Raw genomic sequence first — 17700 nt, 5'->3', positions numbered from 1 at the left:
AACGCCACAGGGCCGCCCATCGGGCGGCCCTGTGCCATGCGGAGCCCCCTGTCGGATTCGAACCGACGACCTTCGCTTTACAAGAGCGGCGCTCTGACCAGCTGAGCTAAGGAGGCCCGTCGCGCGCTGCGCGGACGTGCCTGTGCAGTGTACCCACGTCACCTGGTGGGCCCGTCGAAAATTTCCGCGAAGTTCACCGCCGGCCATGTACTGACAGATCGCGTGAACGCCGGGTACCGTCTCGAAACGGTTCACTCGCGTGGACTACACCAACCACCTTCCTACAACGGATCGTCCGGCACGTTCCTGCCGGTAGAAGGGGGCCCATTCACCATGGCCACTGTCACGTTCGACAAGGCGACCCGGATCTACCCGGGTTCCACCAAGCCCGCCGTCGACGCGCTCGACATCGCGATCGAGGACGGCGAGTTCCTCGTCCTGGTCGGCCCGTCGGGCTGCGGCAAGTCCACCTCGCTGCGGATGCTCGCGGGTCTGGAGGACGTCAACGGCGGCGCCATCCGCATCGGCGAGCGCGACGTCACCCACCTGCCGCCCAAGGACCGGGACATCGCCATGGTGTTCCAGAACTACGCGCTCTACCCGCACATGACGGTCGCCGACAACATGGGCTTCGCGCTCAAGATCGCCGGTGTCAACAAGGCGGAGATCCGGCAGAAGGTCGAGGAGGCCGCGAAGATCCTCGACCTCACCGAGTACCTCGACCGCAAGCCGAAGGCCCTGTCCGGCGGCCAGCGCCAGCGTGTCGCGATGGGCCGCGCGATCGTGCGCGAGCCCCAGGTCTTCCTCATGGACGAGCCGCTGTCCAACCTGGACGCCAAGCTCCGCGTCTCCACCCGCACCCAGATCGCCTCGCTCCAGCGCCGGCTCGGCATCACCACCGTCTACGTCACCCACGACCAGGTCGAGGCCATGACGATGGGCGACCGCGTGGCGGTCCTCAAGGACGGTCTGCTCCAGCAGATCGACACCCCGCGCAACATGTACGACAAGCCCGCCAACCTCTTCGTCGCCGGCTTCATCGGCTCCCCGGCCATGAACCTGGTCGAGGTCCCGATCACCGACGGCGGCGTGAAGTTCGGCAACAGCGTGGTGCCCGTCAACCGCGAGGCCCTCAAGGCCGCCACCGACAAGGGTGACCGCACGGTGACCGTGGGCGTGCGCCCCGAGCACTTCGACGTCGTGGAGCACGGCGGCGCCGCCGCGGCCGCCCTCACCAAGGACGCCGCCGACGCCCCGGCCGGCCTCGCCGTCTCGGTGAACGTCGTCGAGGAGCTGGGCGCGGACGGCTACGTCTACGGCAGCGCCGACATCGACGGCGGCCTGAAGGACCTGGTCGTGCGCGTGAACGGCCGCCAGGTGCCGGAGAAGGGCGCCACCCTGCACGTCGTGCCGCGCCCCGGCGAGACCCACGTGTTCTCCACGTCCACCGGCGAGCGCCTGTCCGACTGAGCACCGCCCGGACACCGTTCCGGCACAGGGCCCCGCGGGAACTCCGCGGGGCCCTCTTCGCATGATCGTTCCGGGCCCGGCGTCAACCCCTTACCCCGAAAACCGCCCTTTCTCATCCCCCGTAAGAGTGACGGAATGTCCGCGCGCCATTACCGGCCGCTACCCTCACACGCGTGAAGCACTCCCTCACCACTCAGACGCGACGCAGCCACCGGGGCCCTGCCCGCCGGGTCGGCCGCTCCCTCGCCCTCGTCCTGCCCGTCGTCCTGGTGCTCTCGGGAACCCTCGCGGTCACCCGGGTCAACTGGACCGGAAGCCCCGCCGGCTCGGTGCTCACCGCTTCCGACGTCACGTCGGTGCAGTCCGCGCCCAAGACGGTCGCCCACGCCCCCGAGGACGTGCTGCGCGACCGCCTGCTGAGCGAGCTGCGCGAGAAGAACCCGGGCGTGGTCCTCACCCACCTCCAGGAGGCGGTCAACGGCCACCCCTCGCTCGCCCGGCACTGCACCTCCATCGCCCGCTCCCTCGGCCGGGCCGCGGTGCGCATCTACGGCGCCTCGCGCGCCCAGTCGTACGCCCGCCCGGTGTGCGACACCTCCTTCGCGACCGGGGTGCTGGCCGCACGCGGCTGAACCCGTCGTGGGGCGCCACGTACAGTGCGGGTCATGACCCATCCGAACGCCGCGTCGCGCCCCACTCAAGCCGTGATCCTGGCCGGCGGCCAGGGCTCCCGGCTGCGTCCGTACACCGACGACCGGCCCAAGCCGATGGTCGAGATCCCCGGCACGGGCACCCCGATCATCGGCCACCAGCTCACCTGGCTCGCCGAGGAGGGTGTGACGGACGTGGTGGTCTCCTGCGGCCACCTCGCCGAGGTCCTCCAGGACTGGCTGGACTCGGCCCGGCTGCCGGTCTCCGTACGCACCGTCGTGGAGACCGAGCCCCTCGGCCGCGGCGGCGGCCTCAAGTTCGCCGCCGCGCATCTCCCCCACCCGGACCGGCCCTGGTACGCCACCAACGGCGACATCTGGACCCGCTTCTCGCTGCGGGACATGGCCGACTTCCACACCGAGCGGGACGCCGTGGCGACGCTGGCGCTGGCCCGGCCGCGCATCCCCTGGGGCGCGGTGCGGACCGACGGCTTCGGGCACATCACCGACTTCATCGAGGCGCCGCCGTCCACGTTCGAGATCAACGCCGGTGTGTACGTCTTCTCGCCGGAGTTCACCACCCTGCTGCCCGAGCGCGGCGACCATGAGCGCACGACGTTCCCCGGGCTCGCCCGCGAACGGAAGCTCGCGGGCTACTCGCTGCCGCAGGGCGCGTACTGGCGGGCCATCGACACGGCGAAGGATCTGACGGAAGCGGCCAAGGAGCTGGCCGGCTCGGGCCGGTAGCCGGGGGCACGGCGTCGAGACGAGGCGTCGAGAAGGGGCCCGGTACCTTTCGCGGTACCGGGCCCCTTCCCTGTCGTCGTGTCGTCGCCGTCAGCCCAACAGGCCGCCCAGCACGCCCGGTTGGCCCGTGGAGGCGCCGCCGCTCGACGTGGAGGAGCCGCCCGGGGCGGAGCCGCCGGAGGTGGTGGAGGTGCCGCCGGTGCCGGTCGGGCCCGCCGTGGTGCTGGGGGCGCCGCCGGTGGGGGCGGACTGGCGGGACGGAATCCGGCCCGTGGTGCCCTGCGTCGCGCTCGGCGTGGTGGTCGTACCGCCCGCCGTGCGGCTCGCGCCCGGGGTGGCCGAGCCGGAGGGGCTCGCGCCGGCCGTGGCGCCGCCCGAGGGCGAGGTGGGCGCGGACGGGGCGCTCTTGTGCCGGGTGCCGGGCTCACCGGGGAGCGGGGAGCCGGGGACGTTGTTGCGGGGGGCCTCGCCGGGCCCGGGGACGACCACGCGGCTGGAGTCGCGGACCGCGCCGCCGAGCAGCGAGCCCACCAGCAGGGTGACGCCGACGGTCAGCGCGGTGATCAGGGCGCCGCGGCGCAGCACATAGCGGCGCAGCTCCCAGATGTCGGAGCGGGGGCCGAGCCGCCGCCAGGCACTGCCCGCGAGGCGGCCGTCCACCGAGTAGACGGGGGCACCGGCGATGATCAGCGGGGACCAGGCGGCCAGGTAGATGATGTCCGGGGCGTCGTACGCCGGGACCGTCTTCCAGCTGACCGTGACGATCAGCGCGGCCGACAGCAGCACGCCGACCACCGCGGCCACCCGCTGCCAGCAGCCGAGGACCGTCAGCACGCCCACCACGACCTGGAGGAAGGCGATCACCAGGCCGGAGCCGACCGGGTGGTGCAGCGCGAACTGGCGCAGCGGCTCGGCGACCTCCCACGGGTGCAGGGTGTCGAGCCAGGTGACCATGGAGCCGCGCTTGCCGCCGTCGAAGTAGACGGGGTCGCACAGCTTGCCCATGCCGGCGTAGATCGAGATGAAGCCCAGGAAGATGCGCAGCGGGAGCAGCACCACGCCGAGGTTCATCCGGCGGCCGGGATAGTAGGCGTGCCGGCCCGGGTCGTCGGTGGCGCGCCGGGCGGGGCGCTGTGCGTCGAGGTCGTGGAGGTCGTCCTCGTCGTACTCGTCGTCCTCGGAGTACGGCCGGAACGACTCCGTGGGCTCGTCGTCGTACTCGTCGTACCCGCCATGGCGCCCGAAGTCCGGCTGGGGGTACGGCGGTTGGTCGTACGAGCCGCTGCGCATGTGCGGCAGCAGACGGGTGCCGCCGTCGTCGTCGGCGGAGGTGCGCTGGTGGCCGACGACGGGGGTCTCGACGGTCTGGTCCAGCGCGTCGTACGTCTCGTCGTAGCCGGTGCTGCCGACGCGCGGGATGACGCGGGTGGCGCCGGCGTCGGGCTCCTCGGCATGGCGGACGATGCTGCCCCGCACGGCCTGGAGGAGCCGGTGGGCGCCGGTGTCGTCGGGGGCGGAGCGGCCGCTCCACACGACGGGCCGGCGGCGGCCGGCGCCGGCCCGGGCCGCCGGGCCCGCGGCGGGCATCCGGGCGGTGTCCTGGGCGGCGCTGAGATGGCGGGCGATCCGGGCGGACCGGGTGCGCCCGGCCGTCCCGCCCAGCTGCACGCGGAAGCTGGCGTGGTTGACGATGATCTGCGCCGGGTCGCTCGGCACCTTCACCATGCTCAGCGCGGGAGCGTCGTCGAATCCCGACGAGCGGTCCCCCGTGGGTGTGCGGGGTGTTCTGGTGTCCACACTCATCTAACCGAGTGACGTGGGGATAGGACACTGCTTTGACCGGCCGGATGTGTCCGGGCCCCGTCAAAGCAGCGTCGAACGCCATATGGACGCCGGAATTCCCGCGTAAGGGTGAAGTTCCGGACGGGTGTTCCACCCTGTCGGCGTGGCGCCTTCGGCGGCCACGCCGACCGGGTCAGCTCCGCCTGCGAGCGGCCTCGTAGAGCACGATGCCCGCGGCCACACCGGCGTTGAGGGACTCGGTGCCGCCCGGCATCGGGATGCGCACCCGGAAGTCGCAGGTCTCGCCGACGAGCCGGGACAGGCCCTTGCCCTCGCTGCCGACCACGATGACGACCGGACCCGACAGGGCCTCCAGCTCGCCGATCTCGGCCTCGCCGTCCGCGGCCAGACCGACGACCGCGACGCCCGCCTTCTTGTACTGCTCCAGGACGCGGGTGAGGTTGGTGGCGCGGGCCACCGGGGTACGGGCGGCCGCACCGGCGGAGGTCTTCCAGGCACCGGCGGTCATACCGGCCGAGCGGCGCTCGGGCACGACCACGCCGTGGCCGCCGAACGCGGAGACCGAGCGGACGACCGCGCCGAGGTTGCGCGGGTCGGTGACCCCGTCGAGCGCGACGACCAGCGGGTCCGCGCCCTCGTCGGCGGCGGCGTCGAGCAGGTCCTCGGGGTGCGCGTACTCGTACGGCGGGACCTGGAGGACCAGACCCTGGTGGTTCAGGCCGTTGGTCATGCGGTCCAGCTCGGGACGCGGGGCCTCCATGAGGTTGATGCCACCGCGCTCGGCGGCGAGCTGGAGGGCCTCGCGGACGCGCTCGTCGTTGTCGATGAACTGCTGCACGTAGAGGGTCGACGCGGGGACGCCCTCGCGCAGCGCCTCGACCACCGGGTTACGGCCGACGACCAGTTCGGACGCCGACTTGCCGCCGCCCCGGCGCGGCTGCGGGCGGCCGCCCTGCGCGCGGCGGACCTTGGCGGCGGCGGCGCGCTGCTTGACGTGCCCCTTGCGCATCTCGGCGGGCGGGGTCGGGCCCTTGCCCTCCAGTCCCCGGCGCCGCTGGCCGCCACTGCCGACCTGCGCGCCCTTCTTGCCGGACATGCGGCGGTTGTTCGCGGCCATGAGTCACCTGTTCCGTGAGCTTTGTTCGTACGTACGTCTTATGCAGTGTGCCGCCCGGGGGGCCGGGCGGCACAATCGATCAAGGGGCGCCGGCGGCGGGCTAGCGCGCGCCGAGGGTCCAGCGCGGGCCCTGCGGGCCGTCCTCGATGGCCAGGCCCGCCTGGGCGAGCTGGTCGCGGATGGCGTCGGCGGTGGCCCAGTCCTTGCGGGCGCGGGCGGACTCGCGCTGGTCGAGGACGAGCCGTACGAGGCTGTCGACGACGCCGTGCAGGTCCTCGCCCTGGTCGGACTCGCCGGCCCACCGCGCGTCCAGCGGGTCCAGGCCGAGGACGCCGAGCATGGCGCGGACCTCGGCGAAGCGGGCGACCGCGGCGTCCTTGTCGTCGGCGGCGAGCGCGCTGTTGCCCTGGCGGACGGTGGTGTGCACCACGGCGAGGGCGCCGGGGACGCCCAGGTCGTCGTCCATCGCCTCGGCGAAGGCGGGCGGGACCTCGGCGGCGGGCTCGACGGCCTTGCCGGCCAGCTCGGTCACGCGCTGGAGGAAGCCCTCGATCCGGCCGAAGGCGGCCTCCGCCTCGCGCAGGGCCTCCTCGCTGTACTCGATGGTCGAGCGGTAGTGCGGGGTGCCCAGGTAGTAGCGGAGCACGATGGGGCGCCACTGCTTGACCATCTCCGCGACCAGCACGCTGTTGCCCAGCGACTTGGACATCTTCTCGCCGCTCATGGTGACCCAGGCGTTGTGCACCCAGTACCGGGCGAACTCGTCGCCGAACGCCTTGGCCTGCGCGATCTCGTTCTCGTGGTGCGGGAAGATCAGGTCCAGGCCGCCGCCGTGCACGTCGAAGACGGAGCCCAGGTACTTGTGCGCCATGGCCGAGCACTCCAGGTGCCAGCCGGGGCGGCCGCGGCCCCAGGGGGTCTCCCAGTCGGGCTCGCCGGGCTTGGTGGCCTTCCACATGGCGAAGTCGCGGGGGTCGCGCTTGCCGGTGATGCCCTCCTCGGTGGGCTGGCGCATCTCGTCCAGGTCCTGCTTGGACAGCTCCAGGTAGCCGGGCCAGGAGCGGACGTCGAAGTAGACGCTGCCGTCGGCCTCGTAGGCGTGCCCGCGCTCGACGAGGGTGCGCATCATCTCGACCATCTCGGTGACATGGCCGGTGGCGCGGGGCTCGTAGGTCGGGGGCAGGCAGCCGAGGGCGGTGTAGCCATCGTTGAACGCCCGCTCGTTCTCGTAGCCGATGGACCACCACGGGCGGCCCTGTTCCCGGGCCTTGGTGATGATCTTGTCGTCGATGTCGGTCACGTTCCGGACGAACGTCACCTCGTAGCCGCGGTACTCGAACCAGCGGCGCATGATGTCGAAGTTGAGGCCCGAGCGGATGTGCCCGATGTGCGGGGCCGCCTGCACGGTGGCGCCACAGAGGTAGATCGAGACACAGCCCGGCTTGACCGGGTCGAAGTCACGGATCTGCCGGGCGCTGGTGTCGTACAGGCGAATAGTCACCACTCCAGAGTAGTGGGCGCGACCGGGTGCCTCACGCCCCTTCCCCCCTTTACGGCGGCCTCCCCCACCGGCGTGCGCGGCTTCGCCCTCTCCGCCCGGCTCTCCCCGGCCCTCAGAGCCGCCCGACCACCTTGCGCGGGGTGATGCGGACGACGACCCGTTCGGCGTCCTGGGCGGATTCCGGGTTGAACTCGGCGTACTTCTTGCCCGTGTATTTGAGGCTCAGTTCGTCGATGAGGGACCGGCCGCCGTCGGTGGTCAGTTCGGCGGTGCCGCGGATCTCGGCGTACGCGTAGGGCTCGTCGGGGTTCATGACGACGACGGTGACGCGAGGGTCGCGGTCGAGATTCAGCTTCTTGCGGCGGTCGACCGTGGTGGAGAAGAGGAGGTGCTCGCCGTCGCGCTTCACCCAGACCGGGGACATCTGCGGGCTGCCGTCGGGCTGGACGGTGCCGACGACGATGAACACCTTGCCGTCGAGCAGGGACTTGAGCCGGTCGGACAGGGCGGCGGACATGGGTACCTCCGAAAGGCCGCGGACGGTGACTCTCCGGGTACCCTCGCACGCCCTCGGCTCACCCGCACCAGGAGATCGCGGGGTTCAGGCCGCCCGCACCACCAGCGCCGTCGCCACCGCCATCAGCCCCTCGTCGCGCCCCGGGAAGCCGAGGCCGTCCGTCGTGGCACCGGAGACGGACACCGGCGCGCCGGCCGCCTCGGAGAGGATCTTCTGGGCCTCGTCCCGCCGCTTGCCGATCTTCGGGCGCGGGCCGATCACCTGCACCGCGACATTGCCGATGACGAAGCCCGCCGCGCGCACGATCCGCGCGGCCTCGGTGAGCAGCGTGACGCCCGACGCGCCGGACCACTCGGGCCGCCCGGTGCCGAAGTGCTGCCCGAGGTCACCGAGCCCGGCCGCGGAGAACAGCGCGTTGCAGGCGGCGTGCGCGACCACGTCCGCGTCGGAGTGCCCGGCCAGGCCCGGTCCCTCGCCGTCCCACTTCAGGCCGGCGCACCACAGCTCGCGGCCCTCCTCGAAGGCGTGGATGTCGGTGCCGATGCCGACCTGGGGCAGCACCATCCCCGGAGCCCCGGTCTCAGTAGCCATCGTTGAGCCTCCTGCGGGCCAGGACCGCCTCGGCGAGGACCAGGTCCAGCGGGCGGGTCACCTTGAACGCCTCCTCGTGACCGGGGACGGTCACCACCGGCAGGCCGAGCCGCTCCACCATGCTCGCGTCGTCCGTGACGTCCTCGGTCACGGTCTCGTGCGCGCGCACCAGCGTCGCCCGGTCGAATCCCTGCGGCGTCTGCACGGCCCGCAGCCGGGCCCGCTCCGGGGTGGCCACGACCGGCTCGGGCGCGCCGGGCTCGGCGGCCGGCTCGACCTCCTTGACGGTGTCGGCCAGCGGCACCGCGGGGACGACCGCCGGGGCGCCGTCGCGTACGGCCTCGATCACCGCGTCCACGGTGTCGACCGGGACCAGCGGGCGGGCCGCGTCATGGACGAGGACGACGCCGTACTCGGGGGGTACGGCCGCGAGGCCGAGCGCCACCGACTCCTGGCGGGTGTCGCCGCCGGGCACCACCACGAAGTCGGTCCGCTCGGGCAGCGCGTGCGCGTCGAGCAGCGACTTCACCTCGCCGGGGCCGTCCGCGGGGGCGACCACGACGACGAGCGAGACATGGCGGGAGGCGGCCAGGGAGTGGACCGCGTGGATCAGCATCGGCGTGCCGTTGAGCGCCCGCAGCGCCTTGGGCGCGCCCGGCCCGAGCCGTACGCCGCGGCCGGCGGCGGGAATCACGGCGGCGACGGGGGCCTGCGCGGGCGCCGGGGGCGGTCCGGCGGGCGAGGGACGCGATTCGTCAGACATCGGTTCCTGTCAGGTTTGTGTGCTCGACCTAGTTGGGTATGGCCTTCAGGAGTGCCGGGCGTGACGCCTTGACCGGACCCTTTCCGTGACCCTGGTCGAGCCGTCCCGGGCCCGGCACCTCGAGTATCGGGGGCCCGCTTCGTTTTCAGGGGCTTTCCGGGGCAGTCCGTTTCCGGGGGTGGTCCGGGGGTACGCCACAGAGAGCGTTGCGGGGACGAAGATGCCGCAGCGCCCGGCGACAGAATCGACTGTCATCGGGCACCGCGGCATTTTCGCTGTGCTGAGAATGTGCGAGAGCACTGAGCTGAGCGTGTGCGGGGAGTGGGAGCGAGGGGCAGGACCGATCAGAACATCAGCCGTTGACCGGGGATCGCCGCCCACGGCACGGGCACGTCAGGAGGCGAGCACCTCGTCGAGCAGGGCCTCGGCCTTGTCCTCGTTCGTGTTCTCCGCGAGAGCGAGCTCGCTCACCAGGATCTGGCGGGCCTTGGCGAGCATGCGCTTCTCACCGGCGGACAGTCCGCGCTCGCGCTCGCGACGCCACAGGTCACGCACGACTTCCGCGACCTTGATGACATCGCCGGAGGCGAGCTTCTCCAGGTTTGCCTTGTAGCGACGGGACCAGTTCGTGGGCTCCTCGGCGTACGGCGCGCGCAGCACCTCGAAGACCCGGTCCAGTCCGTCCTGACCGACCACATCACGCACACCGACGAACTCCGCATTGTCCGCTGGCACACGCACCGTGAGGTCACCCTGGGCGACCTTCAGCACCAAGTAGGTCTTGTCCACGCCTTTGATCTGGCGAGTTTCGATAGCCTCGATCAGCGCGGCCCCGTGATGGGGATAGACCACGGTGTCGCCAACCTTGAACGTCATGTGACAGGTACCCCTTCCGTGGCTATCAAGAGTAACACGGATACGGCGTCTTCTGAATGGCGTTTTCGCAGGTCAGGGCATATCTCGGGGCTTGACAACAGCAACCGGAACGTGCTTCGAGGGCCCTCCGGAAGCGGGAATTCGCAGGTGGGAGGGGCTGTCCGGACGGGGTGAAACGCGTACCGTACACACCTCGGGCGCACACTCCAAGTGGATGAACGTCCCGATTTGTCCGGTTCCTAGCGTACGACTTCCGCTACTCCGTTCGGAGGCCCCGGGCGCATGCGCGCCGATTCCAGAATTGATCAGTGAGGGCCGGACGGGTGAACCGGTGATCAATTTCGGGGCGGCCGTACATTCCTTCACGGAAATTTTGCGCGCGGTTATGCGAATGGCACACCGCGACCTCGGCAAAGTGGCGGAAGAGGCCGCTGTGCCCACTGAGGTGGGTGAGCTGGTGTCCGGGCCGCGTACCCCCACCTGGCGGGAAGCCCCGCGCGAGGGGGAGGGTCGGGTGCGATCACGCGGGAACGGCTCGGTAACCTGAAGCCGCTGACAGACACTTAGGGCGGCTTTACAAGGAAGCCGCCCCTGCGTTAGGAGTTGCCGCCGCCGTGAGCAGCAGCCTTCGACGCGGCGCCCTCGCCGCTTCCGCCATCGTCTTCTCGATCGCGTCGCTCGCCGCCTGCGGCGCCGGCAACGACTCGCAGACGCTTGAGGTCAAGCCGGACAACGCGGCGACCAGCGTCGGCGACATCAAGGTCCAGAACGCCCTGGTCATCACCCAGCCCGACCCGAAGGCGACCGGCCCGGCCGTGGTCTCCGCGACGCTGTTCAACTCGGGCGCCGACGACGAGACCCTCCAGTCGATCAGCGTCCCGGGCACCAGCGACACCGTGAAGCTGACCCCGGCCAAGGGCGGCAGCCTGACCGTCCCGGCGCACGGCTCCCTGGTCCTGGGCGGCCCGGACAACGCCTCCGCCGAGATCCCCGGCGGCCACCAGAGCGTGCAGGACGGCAACGCCCAGCCGGTCACCTTCACCTTCAGCAAGGCCGGCGCGGTGAGCCTGCGCGCCTTCGTGGTCCCGGCCACCAGCTACTTCGACAAGTGGGGCCCGTCCAAGGTCCCGGCCGCCCCGACCGGCTCCCCGGCCGCCGGCGCCACCGCCTCGGGCGGCGCCAAGCCGGGCAAGCACGACAAGGTGAACCCCTCGTCGAGCGCGAGCACGGGCGCGGGCGGCACCGCCACCGCGGGCACCACGGGCACCAACCCGACCCCGAGCGACTCGTCCTCGGCGTCGACCGGCGCGGGCCACTGAGCGGTCGTACCGTCGGCCGCCGAGCGGTCGGCCGCACCGTCGGCCGCTGACCGGGTCGCTCGTACCGTCGGCCGCCCAGCGTTCGCTCGTACCGTCGGTCGCTGACCGGCTGGTCGTACGATCATCCGCTGAGCGGCCGTGGGACCGGCCGCCGAGCCGTCGTACGGACCCCCGCACAGCGCGAAGGGCGGCACCCCCACCGGGGTGCCGCCCTTTCGTCGTCGTCCGGGGCCTTCGGTCTACGGCTCGAACTTGTAGCCCAGGCCGCGCACCGTCACCAGGTAGCGCGGGGCGCCCGGGTCCGGCTCGATCTTGGCGCGCAGGCGCTTGACGTGGACGTCCAGGGTCTTGGTGTCGCCCACGTAGTCGGCGCCCCAGACCCGGTCGATCAGCTGCATCCGGGTCAGCACCCGGCCGGCGTTGCGCAGCAGCATCTCCAGCAGGTCGAACTCCTTGAGCGGGAGGTCGACCTTGGCGCCGGCGACCGTCACCACGTGCCGGTCGACGTCCATGCGGACCGGACCGGCCTCCAACGCGGCCGGGGTGACCTCCTCCGGCTCGCCGCGGCGGCGCAGCACGGCGCGGATGCGGGCGACCAGCTCACGGGAGGAGAAGGGCTTGGTGACGTAGTCGTCGGCTCCTATCTCCAGACCGACGACCTTGTCGATCTCGCTGTCCTTCGCGGTCACCATGATCACGGGGACGTTCGAGCGGCCGCGCAGCTGGCGGCACACCTCGGTGCCGGGCAGGCCCGGCAGCATCAGGTCGAGCAGGACGAGGTCGGCGCCGTTGCGCTCGAACTCGTCGAGGCCGTCGGGGCCGGTGGCCGCCACGGCGACCTCGAAGCCCTCCTTGCGCAGCATGTAGGACAGAGCGTCGGAGAAGGACTCCTCGTCCTCGACGACGAGCACTCGGGTCACGGAAGGACCTCCGGGGAGGGAAGCGGTTCGTACGGGGATGACTCGGTGGGACCGGTCTCGTCGTCGAGGCCGGGGTCCGGGTGCTGCAGCGCGCGGTCGCGGGCCGCGCCCGCCTCCGGCAGCCTGAGGGTGAACGTGGAGCCCTGGCCTTCGGCGCTCCAGACCGTGACCTCCCCGCCGTGCGAGGCGACCACGTGCTTGACGATGGCGAGCCCCAGACCGGTGCCGCCGGTGGCCCGGGAGCGGGCCGGGTCGACGCGGTAGAAGCGCTCGAAGATGCGCTCCTTGTCCTTGTCCGAGATGCCGATGCCCTGGTCGGTCACGGCCAGCTCGATCATGTCACCCCCGGGGGCGCTGACCCGCCGGGCGGCGATGCCCACCCGGGTGCGGGCCGGGGAGTAGTTCACCGCGTTCTCGACCAGGTTGCCGAGGGCGGCGGCCAGCTGGCCCCGGTTTCCCCAGACGTGCAGGTCGGCGGTGCCGCCCGCCCGTCGCCCGCCACCACCCTGATCGAGCCCTTCGGGCACACCCACATTCGTGGCCATGGTGATCTGCTTGGTGCCCGCCTGGTGGCGGCAGCGGTCCACGGCCTCGGCGACCAGCTCGTCCACCTGGACGGACTCGGCGTCCTCCAGGGGGTCGTCGTTCTGCACCCGGGACAGGTCGATGAGTTCCTGCACCAGGTTGGTCAGCCGGGTCGCCTCGATCTGCATCCGGCCCGCGAAGCGCTCCACGGCCTCGGGGTCGTCGGAGGCGTCCATGACGGCCTCGGACAGCAGGGAGAGGGCGCCGACCGGGGTCTTCAGCTCATGGCTGACGTTCGCCACGAAGTCCCGTCGTACGGCTTCGATCCGGCGGGCCTCGGTCAGATCCTCGACCAGCAGCAGGACCAGGCGGGAGCCGAGCGGCGCGACCCGCGCGGAGACGGCGAGGGCCTCGCCGCGTCCGCTGCCGCGCCGGGGCAGGTCCAGCTCGACCTGGCGTATCTCGCCGTCGCGCCGGGTGTCGCGGGCCATCTGGAGCATGGGCTCGATGGAGAGTTTGCCGCCGCGCACCAGGCCGAGGGCGTAGGCGGCGGAGCTGGCCTTGACGACGGCGTCGGCCTCGTCGAGGACCACTGCGGAGGAGCGGAGCACCGAGAGAACGGTGTCCACGCCGGGCGGGAGTACGGGATCGGTGTGCAAGGAAGTCCTGGTCGGTCGCTTCTGGTCGCGTTCGCTCCAGCGGAACGCCAGCATGGCGATGACACCGGTGAGCACTCCGGCGATCGCTGCCGCTGCGGCGACCGCCGCGTTCACGTCCATGCCTCCAGGTTAGGCATGGGGTAGGACATGCCCACAGCCGATCGGGTGCGACCTCGAACACTCGTCGCCCAGAGTTCACCTAGGGGCCAGTACCGGTTCATTTGGGGAGCCGGAAACGGACGCGTACAGGCCACACCGTGGGAGCGTGGGGGTCGCACCGCCGGTTCTGCCGCCGGGCCCCCGGACAACGACCCCCGAAGAGCACGTATAAGAGAGGGAACCCTGATGCGGGACGCGTACCACGAGGAACTGGACTCGATCGGCGACGGTCTGGTGGAGATGGCCCGGCTGGTCGGCTCGGCGATCGGACGCGCCACGACCGCCATGCTGGACGCCGATCTCAAGCTCGCCGAGAGCGTGATCGAGGCGGACAAGAAGGTCGACCAGCTCCAGCACGACCTGGAGGCCCGGGCGATAGCCCTGCTGGCACGGCAGCAGCCGGTGGCGACGGACCTGCGCATCGTCGTCACGTCGCTGCGCATGTCGGCCGACCTGGAGCGCTCCGGCGACCTCGCCCAGCACGTGGCGAAGCTGACCCGGCTGCGTTTCCCGCAGCGTGCCGTCCCGCAGGACCTGCACGCGACCATCCTGGAGATGGGCCAGCTCGCGCAGCGCCTGATGGCGAAGGCCGCCGAGGTCATCGTGACCAAGGACGTCGACCTCGCGCTCCAGCTGGAGCAGGACGACGACGAGATGGACCTGCTGCACCGCACCCTCTTCCAGCACCTCATCGACGACCGCTGGAAGCACGGCATCGAGACGGCCGTCGACGTCACCCTGCTCGGCCGCTACTACGAGCGCTACGCCGACCACGCGGTCGCCGTCGCGAAGCGGGTGGTGTACCTGGTGACCGGTGAGCACGCGGACGAGATCCAGTCGGACATCCAGCCGGCGACGGGGGTGGAGGGGGCGTAGCCCTGGCGGGGCGGGGCGACGTCTCAAGTACGGCGCCTCCGTGCGCCGTTGATGCGCCCGCTCGGTTGGGCATGACATGGGTGAGGGCATGCCTGCCCCGGCAACTAGGCCCCGGCGTCTAGGAGGGACCCATGACCGACTCCCCCAGCACCACCCCCGACCCCACGCAGGAGCGCGAGACCGAGCAGCCCGCCAAGACCAGGGGGCTGCCACTGATCGCCGCGTGCGGCTGTGGTTCCGGCTGCGGCTGCGGCTGCCAGTCGGGCGCGCCCTGCCAGTGCGGCTGACGGCGAACCCGTCGTACGACCGTCACCGGGGCCGGTGCGAACTCCTTTCGCACCGGCCCCGCTTGTATACCGGCGAACGCCGGCGTCCACGGTGCCCCGGTGCACATCCGGCCCGCCACTTCCCCGCCGCCCGGCCGCCGCGACCGTGTGAGCCCCGTGGCCGCGCTCTCGCCGCGCCCACCCCGCCCTCGGTCGGGACCGCGGTGAACACGGCGACGTAGCAGGGGGTTCGAAGGCGTCGACGGGCGCGACAGCCGCTTCCGACCGATCACTCATGACGTCACTGTGCGTCGGGCCGTCGGGCGTCCTCAGAAACTGGACAAGAAAGCGGAGGGTGCGTTCGGTGGCCACGCCACCGCGGGCGATGCCGCGAACGCACCACGGGGCGGGTCGGGCCGCGCGCCGCCATAGCCCTGGTCCGCCACCCACGGACTCCGCGTCGACGCCGGCGCCGGTCGTCCTCGATCTCGAACCGGGAGCGCGCCTTCGCGTACGGACCTCGGGGTCGGGGCCACTCCGGTGCACCGGCCGCGCGGTCTCCGGGCCGGCCTGGCCCGTCGCCGCCACGAGACCGACCGCCGCCCTCGGCCCGCCGGGCGGTTCTTCGGACCGTAGTCTCTCGGGCCGTCGGCCCGCGCCCGAATTCTCAGCCGGAGCCGGAACCGGAACCGCCCGCCGCCTTGGCCGCAGAGCGGCGGTACTCGGCGTTGATGCGCTGTGCTTCCTCAAGCTGATCCTCAAGGATGACGATGCGGCACGCGGCCTCGATCGGGGTTCCCTTGTCGACGAGTTCGCGAGCGCGAGCGGCGATCCGCAGCTGGTAGCGGGAGTAACGGCGGTGTCCTCCCTCCGAGCGGAGGGGAGTGATCAGCCGGGCCTCGCCGATGGCTCGGAGGAAGGCCGGGGTGGTACCGAGCATCTCGGCTGCCCGGCCCATCGTGTATGCGGGGTAGTCGTCGTCGTCCAGACGATCATTCAGTGGATTGTCCGATGTCATGTCACCTCGCTGTGCAACGCGTCAAGGGGCCCTGGTGCCATACGGCACCAGGGCCCCGAAGGAAATTCAACACCATCCGCCGGCACTACTGCTGTGCCGACCTTCTTTTTTTCCGCTGCCCGGCCTTGCAGGGCGGAGCGGGGGATCGCAGCTGCGTGACCGGGGACCACCATCCATTCCGGGGTCTTGCGGTACCCGGGCCGAGCGCCTCTCGGTCCGGGCGATCCTGATGGTGTCTGCTCCTCCTTTTCTTTCCGAACCAACCACTGTGCGTGAACCGGTACTGCTGCCGGCAGCTCCTTGACGCGCGAGCCACCCAGCGCAGCTCCCAGCCCCGTCGCCGCTCTGGCAACACCTTGGCTTCGAGGCTCCGGAGCCGCACCGACCTGCGTACTTCGTCTTCAGCCACCCGCCAGTTCATGTCTGGCCGGTCTCGTTCGACCCTCTCTACGAGAAGAAGGCTACCCACGCCTGGCAAAAAATGTCTAGTGACAACTAGAGATTTCACTCTTCGGGTGGAGGAAGACTTCTGCGATCAGCCCTCGCTTCCGGGCCGCAGCCGCCTCCTGGCACACCTCCGGCGGGCGATCGGGCGAATGGGTGAACAGGCTCCACGGGTGGGCACATAAGCTCTGCTGCATGTCGAACCCTGATGAGCTGCTCGTCGCCATCTCCGCCGCTGTGGAGTCCGAGCGAAGCAATCAGATGTCGCTGACCGTGGTCGTCGGCGGCGCCGTCCTCACCGGCCGGCTGGCCCCGGAGGCGGTGTGGAGGGAGCGGGTGGCGGAGGTCCTGAAGGACTCGGATCGTCTCGGCGTGTTCTCCGACGTCTTCGCCCGCGGCCCGCGGGGCTACCGGCCCGGTCGCGGCGAGTCGCCCACGCATCTGCACTTCCATCTCGCCCGAATCCTGCAAGGCAGCCTCGGGCTCCCGGAGACGGGCGGGATGTACCGGGTCGCGATCAAGGACGTCAGCGCGTGGACCGTGGGCGATCTCAGCTACTCCGAACACTGAGACGCCGCCCGCGCCTCCTCTTCCGGCCGGCGTTTCCCGAGCGGACGACGACACGACGGTGGGGGCCCTGCCGACGCGTGTCGACAGGGCCCCCACCGGGGTCCGAGGGCGGCGTGCGCCGGTCCTCAGACAGTCATGGAGCCGGAACCGTAGCCGTACCCGGTGCCTCCGAGGAGTGCGGACGCCGCGCGGAGCGGAGAGGGGCCGCTCACGCCCGTGTCCACGGGCGCGGTCTCGGGACGGTCGTGACAGGGGAAGCCGAGCCGCGTCAGGGCCCGCGTGACTTCGACGGAGGTGAAGTCACGCCGGTCCTGCCGTGTGATGACCTGGCCCACTTGCTTGACGGGGTAGCGGTGGCGGCCGATGGTCACGGACTCGGCACTGACGGGCTCGGGCCTGACGCCCTCCATCGAGGCCAGTACCCCGGCCTTGGTCAGCTCGAACGGATACCGGGCGATGACACAGCGCATGATGCCTCACAGGGGAATCGCGGGAGGAGACGGAACGGGCCGATCGGGGCAGGTCGGATCAGCACGAGGAGACGAGTACGTCCGGGAGCCGGCCGTACTCGCCGGCTCCCTCAGGGTGTGCGCCGGGCGCGGGCAGCGCTTCGGTGAGGACATCGCGCAGCCGGACGCGGTCCGTGTACGCGGCGCTGTCACGGAGAACAGTCAGCCGGTTTTTCGTGATCGAGCCCGTGCTCTGGTCGTCCTCGTCGCACACGGTCAGGTACTCGACCCGGGCACCCGCCATGACGGCCAGGGCCACCTCGACGGTCATGTCGTCGCACACCCGGGGACCGCGCCCTTCGGTGTCGTCGGCCACGACGACGGGCGCCGGGTCCGGTCCTCGGTGCTGCATCCGCGCTGACGTCAAGGGCTTCTCCTTCGGTCGGGGCTGGTGGCTTCG

General features: G+C 71.3%; 19 protein-coding genes and 1 tRNA gene. 7 read left to right on the top strand and 13 right to left on the bottom strand.

Annotated elements, in window-relative coordinates; genetic code table 11:
- Positions 1-42: 42 nt before the first annotated feature.
- Positions 43-116 (bottom strand) — tRNA-Thr (locus GHR20_RS19990).
- A gap of 217 nt (positions 117-333) precedes the next feature.
- On the opposite strand from GHR20_RS19990, the gene ugpC reads away from it, so the two are divergent.
- The 3 genes from ugpC (at position 334) to GHR20_RS19975 (ending at position 2867) form a co-directional block, all read left to right on the top strand.
- Positions 334-1470: a sn-glycerol-3-phosphate ABC transporter ATP-binding protein UgpC gene (ugpC, locus tag GHR20_RS19985; protein WP_111583920.1), complete on the top strand. Its 1137-nt coding sequence runs from the start codon at positions 334-336 to the stop codon at positions 1468-1470.
- Positions 1471-1643: 173 nt separating this feature from the next.
- On the top strand, positions 1644-2102 hold the full coding sequence (locus GHR20_RS19980; RefSeq protein WP_153813956.1) for a hypothetical protein: 459 nt from the start codon (positions 1644-1646) through the stop codon (positions 2100-2102).
- 33 nt (positions 2103-2135) lie between these two features.
- A complete protein-coding gene (locus tag GHR20_RS19975) occupies positions 2136-2867 on the top strand; it encodes a nucleotidyltransferase family protein (RefSeq protein WP_111583922.1) in 732 nt (243 codons plus the stop codon).
- 90 nt (positions 2868-2957) lie between these two features.
- Here the strand turns inward: GHR20_RS19975 and GHR20_RS19970 are convergent, their stop codons facing one another.
- From GHR20_RS19970 to GHR20_RS19940, 7 genes are all read right to left on the bottom strand, one after another.
- Positions 2958-4670, bottom strand: coding sequence for a DoxX family membrane protein (locus GHR20_RS19970; protein WP_194858929.1), 1713 nt, complete (start codon positions 4668-4670; stop codon positions 2958-2960).
- Positions 4671-4842: 172 nt separating this feature from the next.
- Positions 4843-5787 carry a 23S rRNA (guanosine(2251)-2'-O)-methyltransferase RlmB gene (gene rlmB, locus GHR20_RS19965; RefSeq protein ID WP_111583924.1) on the bottom strand — a complete coding sequence of 315 codons (945 nt, stop codon included), beginning with the start codon at positions 5785-5787 and terminating at the stop codon, positions 4843-4845.
- A 100-nt stretch (positions 5788-5887) separates the two neighbouring features.
- The gene (gene cysS / locus GHR20_RS19960) at positions 5888-7288 is read right to left on the bottom strand and encodes a cysteine--tRNA ligase (RefSeq protein ID WP_153813955.1); all 1401 of its coding nucleotides are present in this window, start codon (positions 7286-7288) and stop codon (positions 5888-5890) included.
- A 112-nt stretch (positions 7289-7400) separates the two neighbouring features.
- Positions 7401-7805 carry a PPOX class F420-dependent oxidoreductase gene (locus GHR20_RS19955; RefSeq protein ID WP_111583926.1) on the bottom strand — a complete coding sequence of 135 codons (405 nt, stop codon included), beginning with the start codon at positions 7803-7805 and terminating at the stop codon, positions 7401-7403.
- Between the two features lie 84 nt (positions 7806-7889).
- Positions 7890-8396, bottom strand: a complete 507-nt coding sequence (ispF, locus tag GHR20_RS19950) for a 2-C-methyl-D-erythritol 2,4-cyclodiphosphate synthase (protein WP_111583927.1) — start codon at positions 8394-8396, stop codon at positions 7890-7892.
- Entirely contained in the window at positions 8386-9159 is a 774-nt protein-coding gene (ispD, locus tag GHR20_RS19945) for a 2-C-methyl-D-erythritol 4-phosphate cytidylyltransferase (RefSeq protein ID WP_153813954.1), read from the bottom strand. The genes ispF and ispD overlap by 11 nt, the downstream gene beginning before the upstream one ends.
- 393 nt (positions 9160-9552) lie before the next feature.
- Complete coding sequence (locus GHR20_RS19940) at positions 9553-10035, bottom strand: CarD family transcriptional regulator (protein WP_003953493.1); 483 nt, start codon at positions 10033-10035, stop codon at positions 9553-9555.
- Positions 10036-10649: 614 nt separating this feature from the next.
- Here GHR20_RS19940 and GHR20_RS19930 point away from each other — a divergent pair.
- Positions 10650-11354 carry a copper chaperone PCu(A)C gene (locus GHR20_RS19930; protein WP_111583930.1) on the top strand — a complete coding sequence of 235 codons (705 nt, stop codon included), beginning with the start codon at positions 10650-10652 and terminating at the stop codon, positions 11352-11354.
- 239 nt (positions 11355-11593) lie between these two features.
- Here the strand turns inward: GHR20_RS19930 and GHR20_RS19925 are convergent, their stop codons facing one another.
- Positions 11594-12274: a response regulator transcription factor gene (locus GHR20_RS19925; protein WP_046419660.1), complete on the bottom strand. Its 681-nt coding sequence runs from the start codon at positions 12272-12274 to the stop codon at positions 11594-11596.
- Entirely contained in the window at positions 12271-13578 is a 1308-nt protein-coding gene (locus GHR20_RS19920) for an ATP-binding protein (protein WP_153813952.1), read from the bottom strand. The genes GHR20_RS19925 and GHR20_RS19920 overlap by 4 nt, the downstream gene beginning before the upstream one ends.
- Before the next feature lie 225 nt (positions 13579-13803).
- Between GHR20_RS19920 and phoU the strand changes: the two genes are divergently transcribed.
- Together phoU and GHR20_RS36830 are read left to right on the top strand one after the other, a co-directional pair.
- Entirely contained in the window at positions 13804-14493 is a 690-nt protein-coding gene (gene phoU / locus GHR20_RS19915; protein WP_111583932.1) for a phosphate signaling complex protein PhoU, read from the top strand.
- A 131-nt stretch (positions 14494-14624) separates the two neighbouring features.
- Positions 14625-14780: a hypothetical protein gene (locus GHR20_RS36830; RefSeq protein WP_181516357.1), complete on the top strand. Its 156-nt coding sequence runs from the start codon at positions 14625-14627 to the stop codon at positions 14778-14780.
- A gap of 646 nt (positions 14781-15426) precedes the next feature.
- Here the strand turns inward: GHR20_RS36830 and GHR20_RS19910 are convergent.
- Positions 15427-15777, bottom strand: a complete 351-nt coding sequence (locus GHR20_RS19910) for a MerR family transcriptional regulator (RefSeq protein WP_148025033.1) — start codon at positions 15775-15777, stop codon at positions 15427-15429.
- 639 nt (positions 15778-16416) lie between these two features.
- On the opposite strand from GHR20_RS19910, the gene GHR20_RS19905 reads away from it, so the two are divergent.
- Complete coding sequence (locus GHR20_RS19905; RefSeq protein WP_148025034.1) at positions 16417-16791, top strand: hypothetical protein; 375 nt, start codon at positions 16417-16419, stop codon at positions 16789-16791.
- Between the two features lie 125 nt (positions 16792-16916).
- Here the strand turns inward: GHR20_RS19905 and GHR20_RS19900 are convergent, their stop codons facing one another.
- On the bottom strand, positions 16917-17261 hold the full coding sequence (locus tag GHR20_RS19900) for an SCO5918 family protein (RefSeq protein WP_153813951.1): 345 nt from the start codon (positions 17259-17261) through the stop codon (positions 16917-16919).
- 58 nt (positions 17262-17319) lie between these two features.
- Positions 17320-17652, bottom strand: a complete 333-nt coding sequence (locus GHR20_RS19895) for a CBS domain-containing protein (protein WP_153816052.1) — start codon at positions 17650-17652, stop codon at positions 17320-17322.
- Positions 17653-17700: the final 48 nt, after the last annotated feature.

Origin of the sequence: Streptomyces sp. SUK 48 (assembly GCF_009650765.1) — a bacterium.
In the GTDB taxonomy this organism is placed as follows: domain Bacteria; phylum Actinomycetota; class Actinomycetes; order Streptomycetales; family Streptomycetaceae; genus Streptomyces.
The sequence above is the reverse complement of the archived record's forward strand: the minus strand, read 5'-3'. Positions and strand labels throughout refer to the sequence as shown.